The 20796-nt window shown below is 32.9% G+C and carries 20 protein-coding genes and 3 pseudogenes; 17 read left to right on the forward strand and 6 right to left on the reverse strand.

Features of this window, described 5'->3' with window-relative positions; all coding sequences use genetic code 11:
* Position 1 precedes the first annotated feature (1 nt).
* Positions 2-1060 carry an efflux RND transporter periplasmic adaptor subunit gene (locus tag ACZZ95_RS18390; RefSeq protein WP_095951282.1) on the reverse strand — a complete coding sequence of 353 codons (1059 nt, stop codon included), beginning with the start codon at positions 1058-1060 and terminating at the stop codon, positions 2-4.
* 549 nt (positions 1061-1609) lie between these two features.
* Here ACZZ95_RS18390 and ACZZ95_RS18395 point away from each other — a divergent pair.
* The 4 genes and pseudogenes from ACZZ95_RS18395 (at position 1610) to ACZZ95_RS18410 (ending at position 4092) form a co-directional block, all read left to right on the forward strand.
* Positions 1610-2149, forward strand: a complete 540-nt coding sequence (locus ACZZ95_RS18395; RefSeq protein WP_463470149.1) for a TlpA family protein disulfide reductase — start codon at positions 1610-1612, stop codon at positions 2147-2149.
* Positions 2150-2178: 29 nt separating this feature from the next.
* Positions 2179-3033 (forward strand): hypothetical protein, encoded by an 855-nt coding sequence (locus tag ACZZ95_RS18400; RefSeq protein ID WP_463470150.1) that lies wholly within the window; start codon positions 2179-2181, stop codon positions 3031-3033.
* A 99-nt stretch (positions 3034-3132) separates the two neighbouring features.
* Positions 3133-3432 (forward strand): hypothetical protein, encoded by a 300-nt coding sequence (locus ACZZ95_RS18405; RefSeq protein ID WP_463470151.1) that lies wholly within the window; start codon positions 3133-3135, stop codon positions 3430-3432.
* 59 nt (positions 3433-3491) lie between these two features.
* Positions 3492-4092: pseudogene (locus tag ACZZ95_RS18410) on the forward strand (PAS domain-containing protein).
* Between the two features lie 317 nt (positions 4093-4409).
* Here ACZZ95_RS18410 and recG read toward each other — a convergent pair.
* Positions 4410-6518 carry an ATP-dependent DNA helicase RecG gene (gene recG / locus ACZZ95_RS18415; protein WP_463470152.1) on the reverse strand — a complete coding sequence of 703 codons (2109 nt, stop codon included), beginning with the start codon at positions 6516-6518 and terminating at the stop codon, positions 4410-4412.
* A 230-nt stretch (positions 6519-6748) separates the two neighbouring features.
* On the opposite strand from recG, the gene ACZZ95_RS18420 reads away from it, so the two are divergent.
* The 3 genes from ACZZ95_RS18420 to ACZZ95_RS18430 all read left to right on the forward strand — a co-directional run bounded on the left by ACZZ95_RS18420 (position 6749) and on the right by ACZZ95_RS18430 (position 8171).
* Positions 6749-7162 carry a hypothetical protein gene (locus tag ACZZ95_RS18420; RefSeq protein ID WP_463470153.1) on the forward strand — a complete coding sequence of 138 codons (414 nt, stop codon included), beginning with the start codon at positions 6749-6751 and terminating at the stop codon, positions 7160-7162.
* A gap of 77 nt (positions 7163-7239) precedes the next feature.
* The gene (locus tag ACZZ95_RS18425; RefSeq protein ID WP_463470154.1) at positions 7240-7779 is read left to right on the forward strand and encodes a DUF1697 domain-containing protein; all 540 of its coding nucleotides are present in this window, start codon (positions 7240-7242) and stop codon (positions 7777-7779) included.
* On the forward strand, positions 7779-8171 hold the full coding sequence (locus ACZZ95_RS18430) for a hypothetical protein (protein ID WP_463470155.1): 393 nt from the start codon (positions 7779-7781) through the stop codon (positions 8169-8171). The genes ACZZ95_RS18425 and ACZZ95_RS18430 overlap by 1 nt, the downstream gene beginning before the upstream one ends.
* A 4-nt stretch (positions 8172-8175) precedes the next feature.
* Here ACZZ95_RS18430 and ACZZ95_RS18435 read toward each other — a convergent pair whose 3' ends face one another.
* Positions 8176-8922 carry a Dph6-related ATP pyrophosphatase gene (locus ACZZ95_RS18435; protein ID WP_463470156.1) on the reverse strand — a complete coding sequence of 249 codons (747 nt, stop codon included), beginning with the start codon at positions 8920-8922 and terminating at the stop codon, positions 8176-8178.
* An 88-nt stretch (positions 8923-9010) separates the two neighbouring features.
* On the opposite strand from ACZZ95_RS18435, the gene ACZZ95_RS18440 reads away from it, so the two are divergent.
* The 5 genes from ACZZ95_RS18440 to ACZZ95_RS18460 all read left to right on the forward strand — a co-directional run bounded on the left by ACZZ95_RS18440 (position 9011) and on the right by ACZZ95_RS18460 (position 13102).
* Positions 9011-9937: a transposase gene (locus ACZZ95_RS18440; RefSeq protein WP_463470157.1), complete on the forward strand. Its 927-nt coding sequence runs from the start codon at positions 9011-9013 to the stop codon at positions 9935-9937.
* A gap of 13 nt (positions 9938-9950) precedes the next feature.
* Entirely contained in the window at positions 9951-11276 is a 1326-nt protein-coding gene (locus ACZZ95_RS18445; RefSeq protein ID WP_463470158.1) for a M1 family metallopeptidase, read from the forward strand.
* Positions 11269-11472, forward strand: coding sequence for a hypothetical protein (locus tag ACZZ95_RS18450; protein ID WP_463470159.1), 204 nt, complete (start codon positions 11269-11271; stop codon positions 11470-11472). Before ACZZ95_RS18445 ends, ACZZ95_RS18450 begins: the two co-directional genes overlap by 8 nt.
* Positions 11459-12013 carry a hypothetical protein gene (locus tag ACZZ95_RS18455; RefSeq protein ID WP_463470160.1) on the forward strand — a complete coding sequence of 185 codons (555 nt, stop codon included), beginning with the start codon at positions 11459-11461 and terminating at the stop codon, positions 12011-12013. Before ACZZ95_RS18450 ends, ACZZ95_RS18455 begins: the two co-directional genes overlap by 14 nt.
* A gap of 189 nt (positions 12014-12202) precedes the next feature.
* Positions 12203-13102 carry a patatin-like phospholipase family protein gene (locus ACZZ95_RS18460; RefSeq protein WP_095951271.1) on the forward strand — a complete coding sequence of 300 codons (900 nt, stop codon included), beginning with the start codon at positions 12203-12205 and terminating at the stop codon, positions 13100-13102.
* A gap of 78 nt (positions 13103-13180) precedes the next feature.
* Here ACZZ95_RS18460 and ACZZ95_RS18465 read toward each other — a convergent pair whose 3' ends face one another.
* Complete coding sequence (locus ACZZ95_RS18465) at positions 13181-13702, reverse strand: DUF7935 family protein (protein WP_463470161.1); 522 nt, start codon at positions 13700-13702, stop codon at positions 13181-13183.
* Positions 13703-13826: 124 nt separating this feature from the next.
* On the opposite strand from ACZZ95_RS18465, the gene ACZZ95_RS18470 reads away from it, so the two are divergent.
* The 5 genes from ACZZ95_RS18470 (at position 13827) to ACZZ95_RS18490 (ending at position 18729) form a co-directional block, all read left to right on the forward strand.
* Positions 13827-14594, forward strand: coding sequence for a sulfite exporter TauE/SafE family protein (locus ACZZ95_RS18470; RefSeq protein WP_463470162.1), 768 nt, complete (start codon positions 13827-13829; stop codon positions 14592-14594).
* A 235-nt stretch (positions 14595-14829) separates the two neighbouring features.
* Positions 14830-15012 carry a hypothetical protein gene (locus ACZZ95_RS18475; RefSeq protein WP_463470163.1) on the forward strand — a complete coding sequence of 61 codons (183 nt, stop codon included), beginning with the start codon at positions 14830-14832 and terminating at the stop codon, positions 15010-15012.
* A gap of 225 nt (positions 15013-15237) precedes the next feature.
* Complete coding sequence (locus ACZZ95_RS18480; RefSeq protein ID WP_463470164.1) at positions 15238-17571, forward strand: ATP-dependent helicase; 2334 nt, start codon at positions 15238-15240, stop codon at positions 17569-17571.
* A 17-nt stretch (positions 17572-17588) separates the two neighbouring features.
* Positions 17589-18086, forward strand: coding sequence for a hypothetical protein (locus ACZZ95_RS18485; RefSeq protein ID WP_463470165.1), 498 nt, complete (start codon positions 17589-17591; stop codon positions 18084-18086).
* A 22-nt stretch (positions 18087-18108) separates the two neighbouring features.
* Complete coding sequence (locus ACZZ95_RS18490; protein ID WP_463470166.1) at positions 18109-18729, forward strand: L-threonylcarbamoyladenylate synthase; 621 nt, start codon at positions 18109-18111, stop codon at positions 18727-18729.
* A gap of 169 nt (positions 18730-18898) precedes the next feature.
* On the opposite strand, the pseudogene ACZZ95_RS18495 reads toward ACZZ95_RS18490, so the two are convergent.
* Positions 18899-19733, reverse strand: a pseudogene (locus tag ACZZ95_RS18495) (OmpA/MotB family protein).
* A 32-nt stretch (positions 19734-19765) separates the two neighbouring features.
* Positions 19766-20786 (reverse strand): annotated as a pseudogene (locus ACZZ95_RS18500) (glycosyltransferase).
* Between the last annotated feature and the right edge of the window lie 10 nt (positions 20787-20796).

The raw sequence follows: 20796 nt of genomic DNA on the forward strand, positions 1-20796 counted from the left end.
ACTATTTTACTTTAACTTTAATCGGTGCTTCGTCTTTTAATGACATTACGCCGCTTGTAATTAAAGTATCACCTGCTTTTAATCCTGACAAAATCAAAATGGAAGAATCAGTTCTTGTGGTAGCATCAACCATAACTTCTTTGGCTTTTCCCATATTGGCTACAAATACTTTTTTACCATCCTGAATTGGTACTATTGCCTGCGAAGGAACTACAATTGCATCTTTAATTGTATTTAAAGGCAGTTTTACTTCAGCAAAAGTTCCTGGGAAAAGTTTTCCGTCGGTATTGTCTGCAATTGCACGAATTTGAAGTGTACGTGTCGCAACGGCAACTTCAGGTTCGATAGCATAAATTTTGGCATTATATATTTTAGTAGATCCCGAAACAGTAAAATCGATTGTTGTTCCAGATTTTACCTGCGCCGCGTATTTCTCTGGTATAGAAAATGTGATTTTTAATTTTCCAGTATTAACCAACTTTGCAACCAAAACAGTTGGAGTAATGTACGTTCCAGGTGAAATATTTCTTAAACCAATTTTTCCTGAAAAAGGCGCTCTTACAGATGTCTTAGATATTTGCGCACGGATTAACTGGCTTTGCGCTTGTGCAGAAGCAAGATCTGCTTTTGCAATGTCTGCCTCTTCTTGGCTTATAGCTTCTTTTTGAAGTAAAAGTTTTGCTCTTCTTTCATTTTCTGCAGTCAAACCTTCTCTGGTTACAGCTTGTCGTAACTGCGCTCTTAATTCTATATCATTTACTTTTAGTAAAACTTGTCCTTTGGTTACGTTGGTGCCTTCACTAAAAAATATTCCTTCTACAATTCCTGAAACCTCACTGTGAATTTCTACCTGTTCATTTGCTTCAATAGATCCTGAAAGTGATAAATTATTATCAAAAGTATCCGTTTTTATTACGATTCCGTTAACAGTTGTTGGAGTGTTTTTATCGCCAGATTTTTTATTATCGTCGTTTTTACTCTTGTTAGATACCACTCTATAAGCAATAAAGCCTCCTATGGCTACTATTAAAAGGGTGTAAATGAGGTGTTTTACTTTCATAAAAATTGAAGTGAATATGGTTTTAGGTCTGCGTTTTTAGTAAGTAGCAAATTTAACTTTTTGTTGTGAAATCGAAAGATGTTAGCTTTTATTTAACACTTGTATCTACAAAGGTTTGCATTTAGACTACAAACGAAGTAAAAGGTTTAATAAAAGATTATATTTTTTTAATTAAAAGCTAGAATCCACAGGATAATTTAGTTTTGAAGAGAATCATAAGTTAAAATTGTGTGAGGTCAGACTTTTTCTACGCTAAGATAAAATTTAAGTATTTTGTCTGATTTTTTTTGCACTTTAACGATTTTATTTGTAACATTGATATGTTAAACAAAATAATCAATTTGTACGGTAATATTGATCGTTATAAAAATTTTTTTGTTAAAATATGTTTTTAGGAGTTGTTTATTGAGTTTTTTACAGAATATAGTTAATATTTATATTAACAACTGTTTATTTTTTTTGGGTTAAATAATACGAAAAAATGATTTATGAAGAAAAAAATTACTTCTATGTTTATGGTTTACATTTTTACTTCTTTCCATTGGTTATTTGTTTTGGCAGAATGAGTTCAAATACAGTCTTCCTACGCCACTACCGCAAAATTATCACCCTATTGCAATGGGGTCTAAAGTTGTATTAGGACCTTGTCGCGCATTTGACACTAAGCCTGTTTTTATACATTTCTTTAATCCAGACTGCCCGTGTTCGCGCTTTAATGTGCCACATGTTAGTGAGTTAATTAAAAAATACGGCAGTCAGATTAATTTTAAAATTGTAGTGTTAAACAAAAAGAAACATTTTACAATTGATGAAATTCAAAAAAAGTTTGATGCTCAAATTCCTGTTTATTTTGATGAAGCAATTGCAAAGAAATGCGGTGTTTTTTCGACTCCACAAGCGGTTTTACTAGATTCTTCGCATACTTTATATTATAGAGGTAATTACAACAAAACGAGATATTGCACTGATGCTAAAAGTAATTATGCACAAATGGCAATTGATTCTCTGTTACATAAAAATTACAAACCTTCGTTTAATGCTTTTGCCCTGAGGGCATACGGATGTTCGTTACCAAATTGTACTAAATAAATCTCACCTAAATCAAAAAACTGAAACCTATGAAAACAAAAGCTAGTTTAAATGAACAAGATTATCTGCACAGTTTTATGTCAACAATGACGCAGAAATCGGATACAATTATTAATTATGTGCTTGCCGTTTATTTTCTTCTCGGAATAGGATTATCTTTTAAATATGACACTTTCGAAATTGGAGTAGGAGTGGGAACGCTAAATCTTTTGGCTTATTACTCGGCTAAATTTTTTATGAAGAATTCTAAGTTTTACCAATATGTTTTATCGGTTGTTCTAGCGATTTTTATGGCTCAGTATATTTATCAGATGCATGGAATGTTTGAAATGCATTTTACGGTATTTATAGCCAGTACAATTTTAATTATTTATCAAAACTGGAAACTTCAAATACCGCTGACTCTTCTGGTTGTGATGCATCACGCAGGATTGGCATATTTGCAAAACTTCGTTTACAATGACGCAAACGGTCTCCAAGTTTATTTTTCACAAGTAAATTTTGATATAGAAACACTTCTTATTCATACCATTTTGGTCGCTGTTGTGTTTTTTATGAATGGATATTGGGCCTATTATTTTAAGGAACACAGTGAGAATCATATTTCTAAAATTTCAGACGAATATGAATTGGAAAACATGAAACTGGCTTCTGCTAAATACAGTTCTATGTCGGCTACAAAAGATTATAATGATTTTATTCATAGAACAACATTGGATTTGAAACTGCCTGTAAACTCAGTTTTAAAACTAATTGATGTTTCAAAAGGACATACCGATAATGATAAATTGCTTACTTACCTTGAAATGATGAGAGAAAGCGCCAAGAAAATTGATGATTTAGTGAATGATATTCATGTGAAATCAACAAACAGCAGGAGTTAGATTTTTAAAAACCAACTTCCAACTACATATTAATTTTTTAAACCTGCCTTGCAATGTTTAAGCATGATTTTCCAACTGCAGTTCCAACAGCCGCATAATTTGAAAAAAACTATTGATCATTTTTTAAGTGATAGTATAACACTAAATTCCATCGATAAGATTGGCGCTGCATCTGAATTTGAAGCAGAAGTTAAGGAGATTTTAAAAGGATATAGAGATAATTCTCAAGTTTATAATCTTGATTTTCAATATAGAAAACTAATTCAGATTATTACAGATATTCACAATCTAAATCTGGCGGTGAATAATGAGATTCCAGAATGGCTTGAAAGCGAATTAGAAATGGTTTTTTATAAAATCAGAAATATTCTGCTTGTTTTAGAAATCGAATTAAATTAAAAATTTTAAAGATTCATTTAATAACTATTGAATTGTAAATTAATTTAAATGTAAAATTTATGGATACCAGATTTAATCGTCCAGCACCTTCAGATCGAGAAGTAGATTGGAACAAGAATAAAGTACTGCTGAGTAAGACCGACAAAAAAGGGACAATTTTATATGCCAATGAAGACTTTATAGATGTTTCTGGTTATGATGAATTTGAGCTTGTTGGTCAGCCTCACAATATAATTCGCCATCCTGATATGCCAAAAGTGATTTTTAAATTCTTATGGGACAGCATTAAATCGAGCGAAAATATTCATGTTATTATAAAAAACATGGCTAAAACCGGTCGTTTTTATTGGGTTGTAACCAATTTTAAAATTATCTCAGATACTGACGGAGAAATTGTAGGTTTCTTTGGAACAAGAAAAATCTGTTCCAAATGAAATTATCGTCAAATTTATCGAACCTTTATATAAAAAACTTTTACAGATTGAAGAAACCAGTGGTTTACAAGCTTCTGAAGAATATTTGGTTGGTTTTCTCGAAGAACGAAAGAAAACCTACATGGAGTATATCGATCATTTGATTGCTACTGGAAAAGATGATAAAAATAAGATAAGCAAAGGTTTATTGAGCGGATTGTTTGCTAAAAGTCCGCCCAAAAAATAATTTAAAAACATAAATATGCTTCATTGTATCAATTCGGATATTCAATAAAAATTTGCACCCCAACAAATCTAAATCACCTGAATATTTAAAACTTATGGATTTAAGGCAGATACAGTGAAGTATGTTTTTTTTTAAGGTTCTATCCCGAAGCTTCGGGACTGAGTTGCTAAGGGGCTAAGTTTTTTTGTTTTCATTAGTCTTCGACTTCGCTCAGAATGACAATCAAGTAATAAGTTATATTATAATACCTCAGAACTTCAGAATTTCAGAATCTTAGTACCTCAGTAACTTAGCATCTCAGAACCTTAGTTCACTCCCTAAGAAATATAATTCCAAATATTTTTCTTTTTGGTCAATTCGATGAAAATAGCTTTAAGTACAGCGTGCTCTGGTTTTTGTAATGCCGAATCTTCTTTTAAGATTTTCATTGCATAATTTCGAGCCACAGATAAAATGTCTCTGTCTCTTACAATATCTGCAATTTGAAGATTCAATACACCACTTTGCTGTGTACCCATTAAGTCACCGGGACCGCGAAGTTTTAGATCTACTTCTGCGATTTCGAAACCGTCATTAGTCTGAACCATAGTTTCCATTCGGGTTTTACTGTCAGAACTTAATTTATGACTAGTCATTAAGATGCAATAACTTTGTTCAGCGCCACGACCAACGCGTCCACGAAGCTGATGCAATTGCGAGAGTCCGAATCTTTCGGCACTTTCTATAATCATAACGCTGGCATTCGGCACATTTACACCAACTTCAATTACCGTTGTGGCAACCATAATATTGGTTTTTCCTTCCGAGAAACGTTTCATTTCGGCATCTTTATCGGCAGGTTTCATTTTTCCGTGCAGAATTGAAATAGCATATTGCGGCAACGGAAAATCACGCGAAATACTTTCGTAACCGTCCATTAAATCCTTATAATCCATTTTTTCAGATTCTTGAATAAGCGGATATACAATATAAATTTGTCTTCCTTTTGCGATTTCATCTCGAAGAAATTTCCACACCTTCAAACGATTCGAATCAAAACGATGTACGGTTTGAATTGGTTTTCTTCCTGGCGGTAATTCATCAATTACAGAAATATCTAAATCACCATATAAACTCATTGCCAAAGTTCTCGGAATTGGCGTTGCAGTCATTACTAAAACATGAGGTGGAATTTCATTTTTTTTCCACAATTTAGAGCGCTGTTCTACACCAAAACGATGCTGTTCATCAATTACGGCTAAACCTAAGTTTTGGAATTTTACTTTATCTTCTAATAAAGCGTGTGTTCCAATTAAAATTTTCAATGTACCGTTTTCAAGTTCTTCATGAATAATTCTTCTTTCAGAAGTTTTAGTAGAACCCGTTAATATTCTGATGTTGATATTTAAAGTATTTGCAAATTCAGACAAACCAAGAAAATGCTGATTGGCCAGAATCTCAGTCGGAGCCATTAGACAAGCTTGAAAACCGTTATCCATCGCAAGAAGCATGCTCATAAAAGCAACAATTGTTTTTCCCGAACCAACATCACCCTGAAGCAGGCGATTCATTTGGGCATTGCTTCCCATGTCTGTTCGGATTTCCTTAATTACTCTCTTTTGAGCATTAGTCAAATCAAAAGGAAGATGATTTTTATAAAAGTCATTAAATAATTCTCCAACTTTGTCAAAAGGATGACCTTTAATTTTATGTTTCCGAATAAGATTTTTGGTAATTAATTGAAGCTGAATAAAAAATAATTCCTCAAATTTTAATCTGAATTGCGCTTTCGCTAAAATATCGACGCTCTTTGGAAAATGAATATTAAATAAAGCTGCTCTTTTCGGAATCAATTGTAATTCTTCAATCAAATAAGGCGGAAAAGTTTCGGTAAATAAAGCCTGGGTTTCCAAAAAAAGCTGTTCCATCAGTTTGTTAATGGTACGATTTGAAATTCCTTTATTCGTCAAGGCTTCTGTTGAAGGATAAACAGGTCGCATTGCAGAACGCAGACTTCTTTCATGTTCTGCCAGCAATTCAATTTCAGGATGCGCCATACTAAATTGGCTTCCATATAAAGAGCATTTTCCAAAAATAACCAGCGGTTCATTAAGCTTTAAGCTTTCGCGAATCCATTTATGACCTTGAAACCAGTTTAAGTCAATCTGCCCTGTGTCATCCACGAAAGTGGCAACAAGACGTTTTTTGTTTTTGGCAAATTCGACCGTTTTAATATTAATTATTTTTCCAATAATCTGAACTTCAGAACCTGTATTCTGCAATTCGTTAATCTTATAATATCGCGTACGATCGATATAGCGATTCGGAAAAAAATTGACTAAATCTCCATATTTATGAATGCCCAATTCCTTACGCAGTAATTGACCACGGCTTGGGCCAACACCTTTTAAGTATTCAATTGGAGTTTCAAGAAGATTATTAGACATTAAAATATTTTAGATGGTTGATTTTAGATTTTAGATTGGGAAAAAATTGGTATTTGGAATTTTTAGATTGGAATTTAATTTGAAAGCGAAGATAAATCTTAATTAGGAAATTTGAAAATGAATTATAATTTCAAGTCCAATATTAACTTATCATTAAATTGCTTAAAGCAGACGCAACCATAGTTATCAAGTAATATCTTAATAATAGTTAAACCTTAAAAACTATAAAAATGAAAAAAATTGGACTTTTAATTTTAGCGCTTATTTCTGTGGTTGCTTGCTCAAGTGACGATCGTTCTGATGAAAATACGAGATATACAGGAACTGATTACTATGGAAAATGGGTAAGTATTGATGATACTGCAGAAGGCTGGAGCGACCATTATGTCTTTAATAAAAACAATACTTTTACGAGAGTAAAAACAGTTAATGGAGTAACTACAAATCTATCAGGAACTTTTGAAATGTTTAACCGTGAAGACAAACCTAATTTTCAATTAACGTATTCGGAATCTTCAAATTTGATCTACAGTTGTTCTAGTGGTTTTGGAGGTAAAAGTGAACTTTTATATATTTTAGATGGCCATTTAGAAAATTCGGCGAAAATGTGCGATTACCAATTAACATATAAAAAAGAAAAATAAAAAACGTAAGTTTGTTTTTGGTATTTAAAAGTATTCGATTTTAAAATTGAATACTTTTTTCTTTTAAAAAAATGATAATGACAACACATTTAGCACTTTTACGCGGAATCAACGTTTCGGGGCACAACATGATGAAAATGGAAGCTTTGAAAACAATGCTGGAAAATATTGGTTTTCAAAATGTCCGAACGTATTTACAATCTGGAAATGTGTTTATTGACAGCGAAGAAGATGCTTCGAAAGTAGGTTTTATGATTAAACAGGAAATATTTAAAGTTTTTGGACATGAAGTTCCTGTGGTTGTAATTACAAAAGCTGATTTGGAATCTTGTTTTGCTAATAATCCGTTTTTGAAAGAGAAAGATATAGATACTAAAAAACTATATGTTGCTTTTGTTTCGACAGCTTTAAAGAAAGAAAATATAAACGATCTAAAAATCAGTCAGTTTAAACCTGACGAAGCTAGTATTGATGAAAATAAAATTTTTATAAAATACGCTGTTGGCGCAGGAAAAACCCGTTTTGATCAAAAATATATCGAGAAAAAATTAAATGTAACAGCCACAATTAGAAACTGGAACACAGTTACTAATCTTTTAAATATGTATTCAGAATAATGAAAAAACTACTAATTATTTTTTGCGTGTTTCTTTTAAATAATTCAGTAACAGCTCAAAATAAAGCTGTTATTAAAGAAGAGGTTTTTAGTTCTTTTTTAAAGAAATTTAAAGAAAGTAAAGATTTTCAATTGAGCAGAATTAATTTTCCTCTAACTGTAAAAATGAATAATGACGATTTTGAACTGGTTGATTATATAATTGCTAAAAATGATTATAAAATGATCAAACTTGATGATAAGGGAAGCGACTATGAACAAAAAAATGTTCCGAAAAATAGTACCGTTATTATAAAGCAACGAGGCAAGGATAACGGAATTTTCGTAGAATATATTTTTATTCAAAAGAAAGGTTTGTGGTATTTAAAAACCTGGGTTGATATGTCGACTTAATATCTTATTTCTTTATCAAATCACAATACCAAAATCCAAAATCGAAAGCGTCGCTAGTACTGGTATCACAGGCAGTATTTGAAGAATCTTCGGTTTTAGGTCTTTCGTATTTTCTATACACAATTTCACCAATTTCAAAATCAATTGGTTCTGAAAAAATAGGTCCGTCAAATGTAAAGGTGTGAAATTCGCCGTTTTTCATGCCGCAGACATCAACATTTTCTGGTAAATCATTGATGAAATCCTGATCGATAATGCGGCCGACGAAACTTTTATCTAAATAGCGTTCATTCACACAAACTACAATTGTTTTAAAACCTAAAGCAATAAATTCCTGAATTAAATCTTTTGTTTCAATTTTCCAAAGTGGAAAAACGCCTTTAAAACCTGCTTTAGTCAATTGATCCTCGCGATATTTACGCAGATCTTCCAAGAAAATATCACCAAAAATAGAATGTGTAATGCCTTGATTTTTTAGATCTGTCAGGGTTTCAAGCATGATAGTATCATAAACTTCCATCGTTGGCATCTCAGGAATCTGAATTATTTTTAAAGGTAAACCAATGCTTTTGGCTTGTGCTTCTAATAATTCAACCCGAACGCCATGCATGGAAATACGCTGGTATTGCTGGTTTAGGCTCGTTAATAGATATTCAATTTTAAAATCAGGATTTTGAAGTATTTTGTATAAGGCAAGAGCAGAATCTTTTCCGTTGCTCCAATTAAATATGGCTTTTTGAGGTACAGACACGATTTGGTATTTTATACTGTAAACATACAAATTTCATTCTATTTGTTTGTGAAAGGTTTGTAACTTTGGGAATTTACATGCCGCAATAATGACATTATATAAAGAAAAGTTTAAAACCGATTCTAATAGACTGAATAACTGGGATTATTCTAGTGAAGCAGTTTATTTTATTACGATAGTTACAAAAAATAGAGAATGTCTTTTTGGAACTATTGAAGAAGGAAAAATGATTTTAAACGAAAATGGAAAGATTATTGAGACTGAACTTTTAAAATCTATAAAGATTCGTAAAAATTGGTTTTTCCATAATTGTATTATTATGCCAAATCATATTCATTTATTAGTTGAAATACAATCAACGAGCGTTTCTACTGTAGAGACGCACAGCAGTGCGTCTACGTCCAGTATATCGACAACGAAATATGATAAATCGGAATCAGAAACAAATTCCGTATTTTTAACAAAACCGTATATCGTAGAGACGCACAGCAGTGCGTCTACGTCCAGCACATCCACAAAGGAATGTGACAAATCTTTGTCGACAAACGTTGCGGAGAGGCACTGCAGTGCCTCTCTACAGAACCAATCTGGCGGTAAATCAGAATCAGAAACAGATTTTGAATCCTCACCCGAACCGTATATCGTAGAGACGCACAGCAGTGCGTCTACGTCCAGCATATCCACAACAGAATGTGATAAATCGGAATCTGAAACAGATTTTGAATCCTCACCCGGACCGTATATCGTAGAGACGCACAGCAGTGCGTCTACGTCCAGCACATCCACAAAGGAATTTGACAAATCTTTGTCGACAAACGTTGCGGAGAGGCACTGCAGTGCCTCTCTACAGAACCAATCTGAATCAAAATTTTTCCGAAAATCCAATTCAATTTCATCATTTGTTGCAATTTTCAAATCGGTTACAACAAAAGAAATAAACGGTTCAGAATCAATATGGCAAGCAAATTTTAATGATCATATTGTTAGAAAAGATCTTGGGAAACAGATTCTTTAAAATAAAATTTTCAATGAAATACATCTTTCTATTATTTACCGGATTTATTTTTGCACAGCAAACTCAAAATGTTGATTTTAAATCTGTTTCTGCACAATTGTTACTAAATTCAAAAGAAAAAACAGTCTCTGGTTCGGTTGATTTCCAATTCGATGTTTTAAAGGATTGTGATACAATTTCGCTTGACGCCAAAAACATGGAATTTTCGAATGTCAAAATCAATGATAAAGAGGTTAAATTTATAAATACAACGAAACAGTTAAAATTGATTTTTCCTTTTACTAAAAGTCAGAATCATTTGACTTTTAGTTACATAGTAAAGCCAAAGCAAGCCTTATATTTTGTTGATATAGAAAATGAAGAAGTGCAAATTTGGACGCAAGGGCAGGGAAGATATACCAGTAATTGGTTTCCGAGTTTTGATGATGTGAACGAAAAGTTGATTTTTAATTTAGGAATTACTTATGACGCGGCATATCAAGTCGTTTCGAATGGTGTTTTAAAAGAAAAAACAGCAAATGGAAATCAAAATCATTGGCAGTTCCAAATGCAAAAACCAATGAGCTCGTATTTGTTAATGCTGGCGATTGGAAAATTTGACAAAAAAGAATTCAAATCTAAGAGTAAAATACCGTTGGAATATTATTATGAGCCAAAAGATTCAGATCGTTTTGAACCAACATATCGTTATTCCAAACGAATTTTTGATTTCCTTGAAAAAGAAATTGGTGTAAAATATCCATGGCAGATTAACAGACAGATTCCTGTTCGAGATTTCTTGTATGCAGGAATGGAAAATACTACGGCGACACTATTTGCAACCCGATATGTGGTAGATTCGATAGGATTTTGTGATCGAAATTATACCAACGTCGATGCACACGAATTGGCGCATCATTGGTTTGGAGATTTAATTACTGCCGAAAGTAGTACGCATCATTGGCTTCAAGAAGGATTTGCGACTTATTTTGCGTTGCTCGCAGAAAAAGAAATTTACGGAGATGATTATTTTTATTCAAAATTGTACGATACTGGTCAACAAATAAAATTTGCTTCTCGAACCGACACAATTCCAGTTTTAAATGCTAAAGCTAGTTCGTTGACATTTTACGAAAAGGGAGCTTGGACATTGTTTGTGCTTCATGAATCCATTGGCGACAAAGCATTTAAAAAAGCTGTTAAAAGTTACCTGAATAAATATGCGTATCAAACTGTAAATACTCAAAATTTCTTTGACGAAATTAAAAAAGTATCTGATTTTGACGTGGATAAATTTCAGAAAACCTGGCTGGAATCGACTGCTTTTGATACGCCTGCAAGCAAATGCTTTGTTGAGTAAAAATAAAACCATTCAGATACGATTGGAAATTGATAAGTTGAAAAACACACCTTTGGCAGAGAAAATAGATATTTTAACTAAAACATTAGAATCTGATGTTTATCCATCTGTAAAAGAAGCGGTTGTTGGTCAATTGGAAAATGAAAAGTATGAGTCAAAGAAAGCATTGCTTGCTTTTAGCGATGCAAACAAATAATATTCAGGTTCGTCAAAATGTAGCTCAAACGTTAACGAAAATTCCAGAAGATTTTAGGTTGAATTACGAAACACTTTTAGATGATAAATCCTATCAGACGCAGGAAATAGCTCTGTATTGGCTCTGGAGAAATTTCCCAGACCATAGAACAGAGTATTTGGATAAATCTAAAAACTGGATTGGCTTTAACGATTATAACCTCCGTACCTTATGGCTTTCACTGGTTTTATCAACGCCAAATTACAGTAGTGAACAAGAATCTTTAATTACTGAATTGGTTTCGTTTTCATCAACTAAATATGAAGCTACAACCAGGCAAAATGCTTTAGAAAAGTTAATTGCTTTTAAAATAATCAACGATCAGGTTTTGAGTAATTTAGTTGGTGCAACTACGCATCATATGTGGCAGTTTTCTAAGTTTGGAAGAGATACAATTCGTGTTCTTTTAAAAAATCCCGAAATGCGTGCTTCATTTAATAGAATTTTGCCTAATTTGACCCCCGATGAACAGTTCCAATTGAATCGTTTGTTGAAAGAGTAATTTGGAGAATTAGAGGAAAGAAGCAAGAGAAAAGATTGAAGGGAATAGAATATAGATAATAGAATATAGAATATAGAATACAGAATATAGAAAATAGTCCAAAGGAGCGAGTAAAGATTAAACCAATAGAAAGTCTTTGCTCTTTATTCTTTTTTCTATTCTCTAAATAAAAAACCTACATTACAATTTATGAGAGCATTGGTTATTTCTGGTGGTGGCAGTAAAGGCGCGTTTGCCGGCGGTGTTGCACAGTATTTAATAGAAGAAAAAAGACACGAATACGATTTGTTTTTAGGAACTTCAACAGGAAGTTTGTTAATCCCGCATTTAGCTCTCGGTCATATTAAAAAAATTCACTCTGTGTATACTAATGTTACTATGGCAAGTATTTTTAATATTTGTCCGTTTGTGGTAAAAAATAAAGATGGAGTAGATATTGTGACCATTAATCACTTCAATGTTATACGCCAGTTTTTTAAAGGCAAACGAACTTTTGGAGAAAGTAAAGGTTTGAAAAAATATATTAAGAATAACTTTTCTTTATCAGATTTTAATAATCTGAAAAAACTTAAGACAGATGTTATTGTTACGGTTACCAATTTTACTACAAATGAATCAGAATATAAATCTGTTAAAGATTGTACGTATGAAGAATTTTGCGAATGGTCTTGGATTTCGAGTAATTATGTTCCTTTTATGAGTTTGGTAGAGAAGAATAATTTCGAATATGGCGACGGAGGATTTTCAAGTTTAGTTCCGATACGTGAAGCGATTAACCGAGGCGCAACAGAAATAGATGTAATTGTATTAGAAACAGAAGTCAATACAACCAAAACTGTTATTGGTAAAAATCCATTTTCATTGATGATTGATTTGTTCCGAATCGCTTTAGACCAAGTCGAAAAACATGATATTGCTATAGGAAAACTTATGGCAAACAATAAGGATGTAAAGCTTAACTTATATTACACACCTATAAAATTGACAGATAACGCTTTAATTTTTAATAAAGATGTTATGAAAGAATGGTGGGAGCAAGGTTATGAGTATGCTCAGAATAAGTCGGAAGTTATGAGTGATAATAAGTGATTTTAGATTGTCGATTTTAGATTTTAGCTTGATTTCTCATAATCTAAAATCTAAAATCTGAATTCTAAAATATTTTTTCTACCACATTTCTGCAACTTCACTTTTTATATATCCTAAAGCGACATTGCTTGGAGATTGTTTTTCTAGTAAATCATTCAAAATTACTTCACGCAATTTATCTGCATTGTCCACTTTATCGCTCATTGTCGCTTTACGAATCATTTGAATGGTTGCGTTTTTTGCTGTTGCAATAATCGTCCAGCATTCGTCTGACATATATATCTGTTGTGTCAGATTATGTTCAAATTCTTGCTCGATTTGTTCGATCACAAAATTTTCGTAATCATGTTTATTTTGAGAAATTGGAGAAATGCGGATTAATAATTTTGTCAAATTAATACGTTCTAAAAATAAAGTCATACGCTCGTATGCTTGTAAACGTATCGGAAGCGATTCTTTATGAGCTTGTTTGTTTAGCAAAAAAGCACGTTTTCTGTCATTGTTTTTAATGTGCAGTTCGAAAAAACGATATGCTACAACTCCAGTAACTAAGGCTGGTAAAGTATAACTCGCAAGTTCTATTATTTTGTTGAAATCCATTTGAATAATTTTTAAGCAAAAATATACTTTTTGACGAAAAATCCACTTTAAATTTGTGGTAATAAACAAAAAGGAAACTGTATTTTTGCGGCTTGCTTTTTAATACAACTGAAATACGGTTTTGATGGATTCCTATATCATATTTTTTCTTTGTTTAGCGGCTTTTACTGCAGGTTTTATTGACGCGATTGTTGGTGGCGGCGGACTAATCCAGACTCCAATGGGATTAATTTTATTACCCAATCTTCCCGTTTCGACAGTTGTAGGAACATTGAAGATTCCAGCTTTCAGTGGAACGGCTTTTGCGACTTTTCAATATTTGAAGAAAGTGGTTATTCAATGGAAATTGTTGATCATAATGATGTGTCTGGCAGTTCCCTCGGCATTTTTAGGTTCTACGATATTAACAATGGTAAGTAACGATTTTATGAAACCGCTTTTGCTTGTGGTTTTGTCGGCGCTTTTTATATATACCTACGCAAAGAAAAACTTCGGACAGCATGTTGCAAAAGATCATTCTGCGACGACACAAATAATTTATGCGGTTGTTATTAGTATTATCGTTGGTTTTTACGACGGATTTATTGGACCAGGAACTGGAAGTTTTTTTGTAGTTGCATTTATTGCGCTTTTGGGTTTTGATTTTCTTCACGCTTCTGCTAATGCGAAAATGGTCAACTTGGCAACAAATTTTGGTTCCATTTGTTTGTTTATGATTAAAGGAAAAATCATTTGGTCAATCGCAATTCCGATGGCAGTAAGCAACGGACTTGGAGGCTGGCTGGGCGCAAAATTAGCGATTAATAAAGGAAATGGTTTTATTCGAATTTTCTTCTTGGTTGTGGTCGTAGGAACTTTGATACGCTTTGCTTACGATGTGTTTTTTAGGTAAGGAGCTATGGTTCTATCCTGAAGCTTCGGGACTAAGATGCTAAGATTTTTTGAGTTGCCGTTGCGTTTGACAAACGTATCTTTGAAAATTAAATAGGCAAGGCTTCAACTAACTTCATCATTTTGGATGAAGCCTTGAATGCATTACCCAGCCAACCGTTGGTTAAAACCAACAGCTATTCATTTTAAGAGTTTTGTGTAATTTTTTTTTAACGGAGAATTGAACTTTTAAAATTATGGAAAGTATAAATAGTATAAAAATGAATGAAATTATAGAGAACTTTGAAGATCTTTATAAAAGTTTTTCTGATGAAACTCTAAACGAAGAACTTCAAAAGAGTCTTGAGGATATTAAAACTGGCAGAGTTATTTCTTTTTCAGAGTTTAAAGAGAAATTGAAAAAAAGGTATAATGTTTAATTTTTTTTGAATATTTAAAAGAAGCCAATTGTTTGAGTCTAGCCCCGATTGAGGCGTTATCCTTGTAGTGAAACGAAGAGATAAAGCCGAAAGCGGGAAACCATGTTAGATAAAATGCCGATTGTTAGGCTTCAAAAATTAAAAAACTTAGCATCTCAGAACCTCAGAATCTTAGTAGCTATTTAAAGTATTAATTCTTAATTTTGCCTAAAAGGAGAAAATTACATGCAGAAATATATTGACCAGCTCAACGAAGCGCAGAGGGCGCCTGTTTTAAAAAAAGACGGGCCAATGATTATTATTGCTGGTGCAGGTTCGGGAAAGACCCGTGTTTTGACAATTAGAATTGCTTATTTGATGGCTCAGGGTGTTGATGCTTTCAATATTTTGTCGCTGACTTTTACCAATAAAGCGACCCGCGAGATGAAACACAGGATTTCGGATATTGTGGGTGCGAGTGAGGCAAAAAATCTTTGGATGGGAACTTTTCACTCTATTTTTGCGCGTATCCTGCGTGCAGAATCGGATCATTTGGGTTATCCTTCCAATTTTACTATTTATGATTCTCAGGATTCGGCTAGATTGATTTCTTCGATTATTAAGGAAATGCGACTGGATCGTGATATTTATAAACCAAAACAAATTTTAGGACGTATATCGAGTTATAAAAACAGCTTGATTACGGTTAAAGCGTATTTTAATAATCCAGAATTGGTTGAAGCCGACGCAATGGCGAAAAGACCAAGGTTGGGAGAAATATATCAGCAATATGTTGACCGCTGTTTTAAGGCGGGTGCAATGGATTTTGATGATTTGTTGTTGAAAACAAATGAATTGCTGACTCGTTTTCCGGAGGTTTTGGCGAAGTATCAGAATCGCTTTAGATATATTTTGGTGGATGAGTACCAAGATACAAATCACTCTCAGTATTTGATTGTTAGGGCTTTATCTGACAGGTTTCAGAATATTTGTGTGGTTGGAGATGATGCGCAGAGTATTTATGCGTTCCGTGGTGCGAATATTAATAATATTTTGAATTTCCAAAAGGATTATGAGGGCGTAATAATGTTTCGTTTGGAACAGAATTATCGTTCGACGCGAAATATTGTGGAAGCGGCAAATACGGTTATGGAGCATAATAAAACCAAACTGGATAAAGTGGTTTGGACTGCGAACGAATTTGGACCAAAAATTAAAGTTCACAGGAGTTTGACAGATGCTGAAGAAGGTCGTTTTGTAGCGAGTACGATTTTTGAGCAGAAAATGCAAAATCAGCTTCATAATGGATCTTTTGCGATTTTATATCGTACGAATGCGCAGTCGCGCGCAATGGAGGATGCATTAAGAAAGCGTGATATTCCGTATAGAATTTACGGTGGATTATCGTTTTACCAGCGTAAAGAAATTAAGGATGTTTTGTGTTACTTACGTTTGGTTTTAAATCCAAAAGATGAAGAGGCATTGATTCGTGTTATTAATTATCCAGCTCGTGGAATTGGCGACACAACGGTAGAGAAATTGACGATTGCGGCAAATCATTACAAGCGTTCGATTTGGGAAGTAATGGTGAATATCGATAAAATTGATTTGAAACTAAATACCGGAACAAAAAATAAACTGAAAGATTTTGTAACGATGATTCAGAGTTTTCAGGTTATTGATCAGAATCAGGATGCTTTTTACATTACAGATCACGTTGCAAAGAAAACTGGTTTGGTTCAGGAATTAAAGAAAGATGCTACGCCGGAAGGAATGGCAAAAATTCAGAATATCGAAGAACTTTTAAACGGTATTAAAGATTTTACTGAAGGACAAAGAGAAATTGACGGAGCAAGAGGCGCGCTTTCTGAATTTATGGAAGATGTGGCCTTGGCAACAGACTTAGATAAAGATACGAATGATGATGATCGTGTCGCTTTAATGACGATTCACTTAGCAAAAGGACTGGAATTCCCGCACGTTTTTGTGGTGGGCATGGAAGAAGATTTGTTTCCGAGTGCGATGAGTATGAGTACGAGAAGTGAATTGGAAGAGGAACGTCGTTTGTTCTATGTAGCGCTAACGCGTGCTGAACATCAGGCGTATTTGACTTACGCTCAGTCTCGTTATCGCTGGGGAAAATTGACAGACAGTGAGCCATCTCGTTTTATTGAAGAAATTGACGGACAGTTTCTAGAATATCTAACTCCGGCAGAAACTAATTACCGTTATAAATCGCCAATCGATGGTGATATTTTTGGTGATGTTGACAAATCTAAACTGCGATTAGCAAAACCAGTTGGAGGAACGCCTCCAAAACATGTTACAGATAATAATCCGAAGCCGGATCTAAATATCAGAAAGTTAAAACCTGTAGGAACGAATCAGAATGCGAGTGCGCCAAATTTGTTTGACAGTAAATTGACTGTTGGAAATATCGTAATGCACGAGCGTTTTGGAAAAGGAGAAGTTGTTAATCTAGAAGGTGTTGGCGCTGATAAAAAAGCAGAAATCAAATTTGAAGTAGGTGGAATTAAGAAATTACTTTTGAGATTTGCTAAACTTGATGTGGTAGGGTAGGAAATTAAAAATTAAAAATGATTGATAAGACGCTCTTAAAGAAACTTAATTTTATTGAAATTTATCAGTTTTTTGGAGGCATTGTAGGGATACTGTTTATGACATATTTAATTTTTACTACTAATGTTATTGAATATAGAGGACCTTTTTATATTCAGCTTATTATACCATTTTTATTTTTTGCTTTTTGTATTTATTCCGCATGGGTATTAAATAAGAAAAAATACTTGAGAGGATTAAATTTAGTTATCATTTCTTTAATTTTACAAATAATTGCTTTTGAAATTTATGGTATCTATTATACATCAGTAAATGGAATTGCAGTAAATTTTACTTTAGATTTAACTAATGATATATTCGCTGGTTTTGATTTTCAATTCTCTCAATTTTTATTAGCATTTCGAGAAAGTGAAAGTATTTTTCATTTAAAGTTAAATTTACTAGCTATTGCAATGTTGTTATTTGTTTGCAAAATTTTAAAGGAATTTAAGAGAAATCTTTATTCTATTATCTAACATCTTTATTCTAAATAAAAAAATGGCTGAATTTATAAAAATATATCCTGATAAACCTAGTGAAGCGGCAATCGCAAAAGTTGTAAAAGTGCTTCAGAATGGGGGATTGGTAATTTATCCAACGGATACTGTTTACGGTTTGGGTTGTGATATTACCAATTCGAGAGCGTTGGAAAAAATTGCAAAAATAAAAGGAGTTAAACTAGAGAAAGCTAATTTCTCGTTTATCTGTCACGATTTGAGTAATCTGTCAGATTATGTACGTCAGATTGATACTTCGACTTTTAAAATATTAAAAAGAGCTTTACCTGGGCCTTATACTTTTATTTTGCCTGGAAATAATAATCTTCCAAAAGAGTTTAAAAAGAAAACTACGGTTGGTATTCGTGTTCCAGATAATAATATAATCTTAGAAATTGTACGCCAGTTAGGAAATCCAGTTGTTTCTACATCTATACGTGATGAAGATGATGTGATTGAATATACTACAGATCCAGAATTGATTTTTGAGAAATGGCAGAATCTTGTAGATCTAGTAATCGATGGCGGCTACGGAGATAATATTGCTTCTACAATTATTGATCTTTCTGAGCATGAGCCGGTTATTGTAAGAGAAGGAAAAGGCGATATTGATATTTTGTAAATAAATACTTTAATTGTATAAAAGTTTAAAAATAATACCTAACTTTATTAAAGTTAAAATTTAGTTAGTTATTTAAAATAATGTTATTCTTTATTTACAGAAATTAAGAATACAAAAAAGCAGGTCAATTGACCTGCTTTTTCTGTTTTTATAGAATTTAAAACAAGGATTATTTTGCTTGTTTTTTCATTTCTTTTTCAATCATATCATAGAATTGATCGATTTTTGGCATAACTACGATACGAGTTCTTCTGTTACGTGCTTTGTTTTCAGCAGTATCATTAGCAACTAATGGTACGTAAGAACTTCTACCTGCAAGCAATTAATTTAGCTGGGTTAACACCAAGATCGTTTGTTAATACACGAACGATAGAAGTAGAACGTTTCACACTTAAATCCCAGTTGTCTAAGATAATTCCGTTGCTTTTGTAAGGAACATTATCAGTGTGTCCTTCAACCATACATTCGAAATCTGGTTTGTCGTTAACTACTTTTGCAACTTTTGCTAATACACCTTTTGCTGCATCAGTTACGTCGTAGCTTCCGCTTTTAAATAATAATTTATCAGCGATAGAGATAAATACAACTCCTTTTTCAACATTGATTTCGATGTCTGGATCGTTGATTCCAACTGCTCCTTTTAAGCTTGTAACTAATGCTAAAGTAACACTGTCTTTTTTAGTTAAAGCATCTTGAAGTCTAGAGATTTTTAAATCTTTTTCTTTTAAACTTTCAAGAGATTTTTCAAGATTCTCAGCACCTTTCGTTGTTAAGATAGTTAAATCTTTAGAGTCGCTGATTAAATCTTTGTTATGTTGTTTGTAGCTGTCCGCTGTAGCGACCAATCCAGCTTTTTCTTCTAAGCACGTGTTTAATTTTACAGTACAAGAGTTTAACAAATCTTGAGTCTCCTTGTTCTTAGCTTCTAACTCAGCATATTTCTTTTTAGAAACACATGATGTTAGTGCCATTAATACTGATAGTGCGATAACTATTTTTCTCATAAATTTAATTTTAATTAGACTTGATTACAAATTTAGTTTTTAATATTTTGAATACTGTTAAAGATTTCTTTAAATAAAGTCAGTTTCCTTATATAATAAAGGAAAACGATGCTTTTTACCATATAGTATTGCTGTATCTGAAAATCTTTTCTTTTTCCGATATATTTTAAAGATAAACAATAAAATGAAAAATGTGCCTTTAAAACGGCAAAAGTATGTCCAAATTTTCCTTGTGTAAGAAAACGCATACCTGCAATACCATCCAAAATCATACGAAAGAAAATCACAAAAAATAATCTTCTTCTCGGCAGATTTTTGACCATCATTAATAATGAATTTCGAAAATTCAGATAGGTCTTTTTGGGATTTCCCTGTTGTAATGTTGCTCCTCCAACATGGTAAACCACTGAGTGATAATTGTATTTAATAATATGCCCTTCGTTAGAAGCACGCCAGCATAAGTCTATTTCTTCCTGATGCGCAAAAAAGCTTTCGTCGAAACCTCCAAGTTCATGAAAAACATTTTTTCTGATGAAAAAGCAAGCACCCGAAGCCCAGAACAATTCGCAATTATTATCGTATTGTCCATTATCTTTTTCGATTGTTTCGAAGATTCTGCCTCGACAGAAAGGATAACCAAATTTATCTATAAAACCGCCTGCTCGCACCAGCATATTCGAAATATTCTTTGTTTTTAAAATCAAGGATTTTAGGCTGAATAATTGCGGTTTGTTTTTCATTATCAAAAGTCTCAAGAATTGGTTTCAGCCAGTTTTCTGTTACCTCAATATCCGAATTGACCAATGCATAAATTTCTGCATCAATATGTTTTAAGGCATCATTATAACCTTTTGCAAAGCCATGATTTCCTGTGTTTTTTACAATCTTAACGGTAGGGAAATTTTCTGTAACAAATTCAACAGAATTATCTGTAGAATCGTTATCAGCAACATATATAGATGCTCCTTCTGAAAACTGAATAACAGACGGTAAAAACTGCTCCAGCAATTTTACCCCGTTCCAATTTAAAATGACAACTGCTATTTTATCCAAAAGTATATTA

This window comes from Flavobacterium sp. AC267 (genome assembly GCF_979258715.1).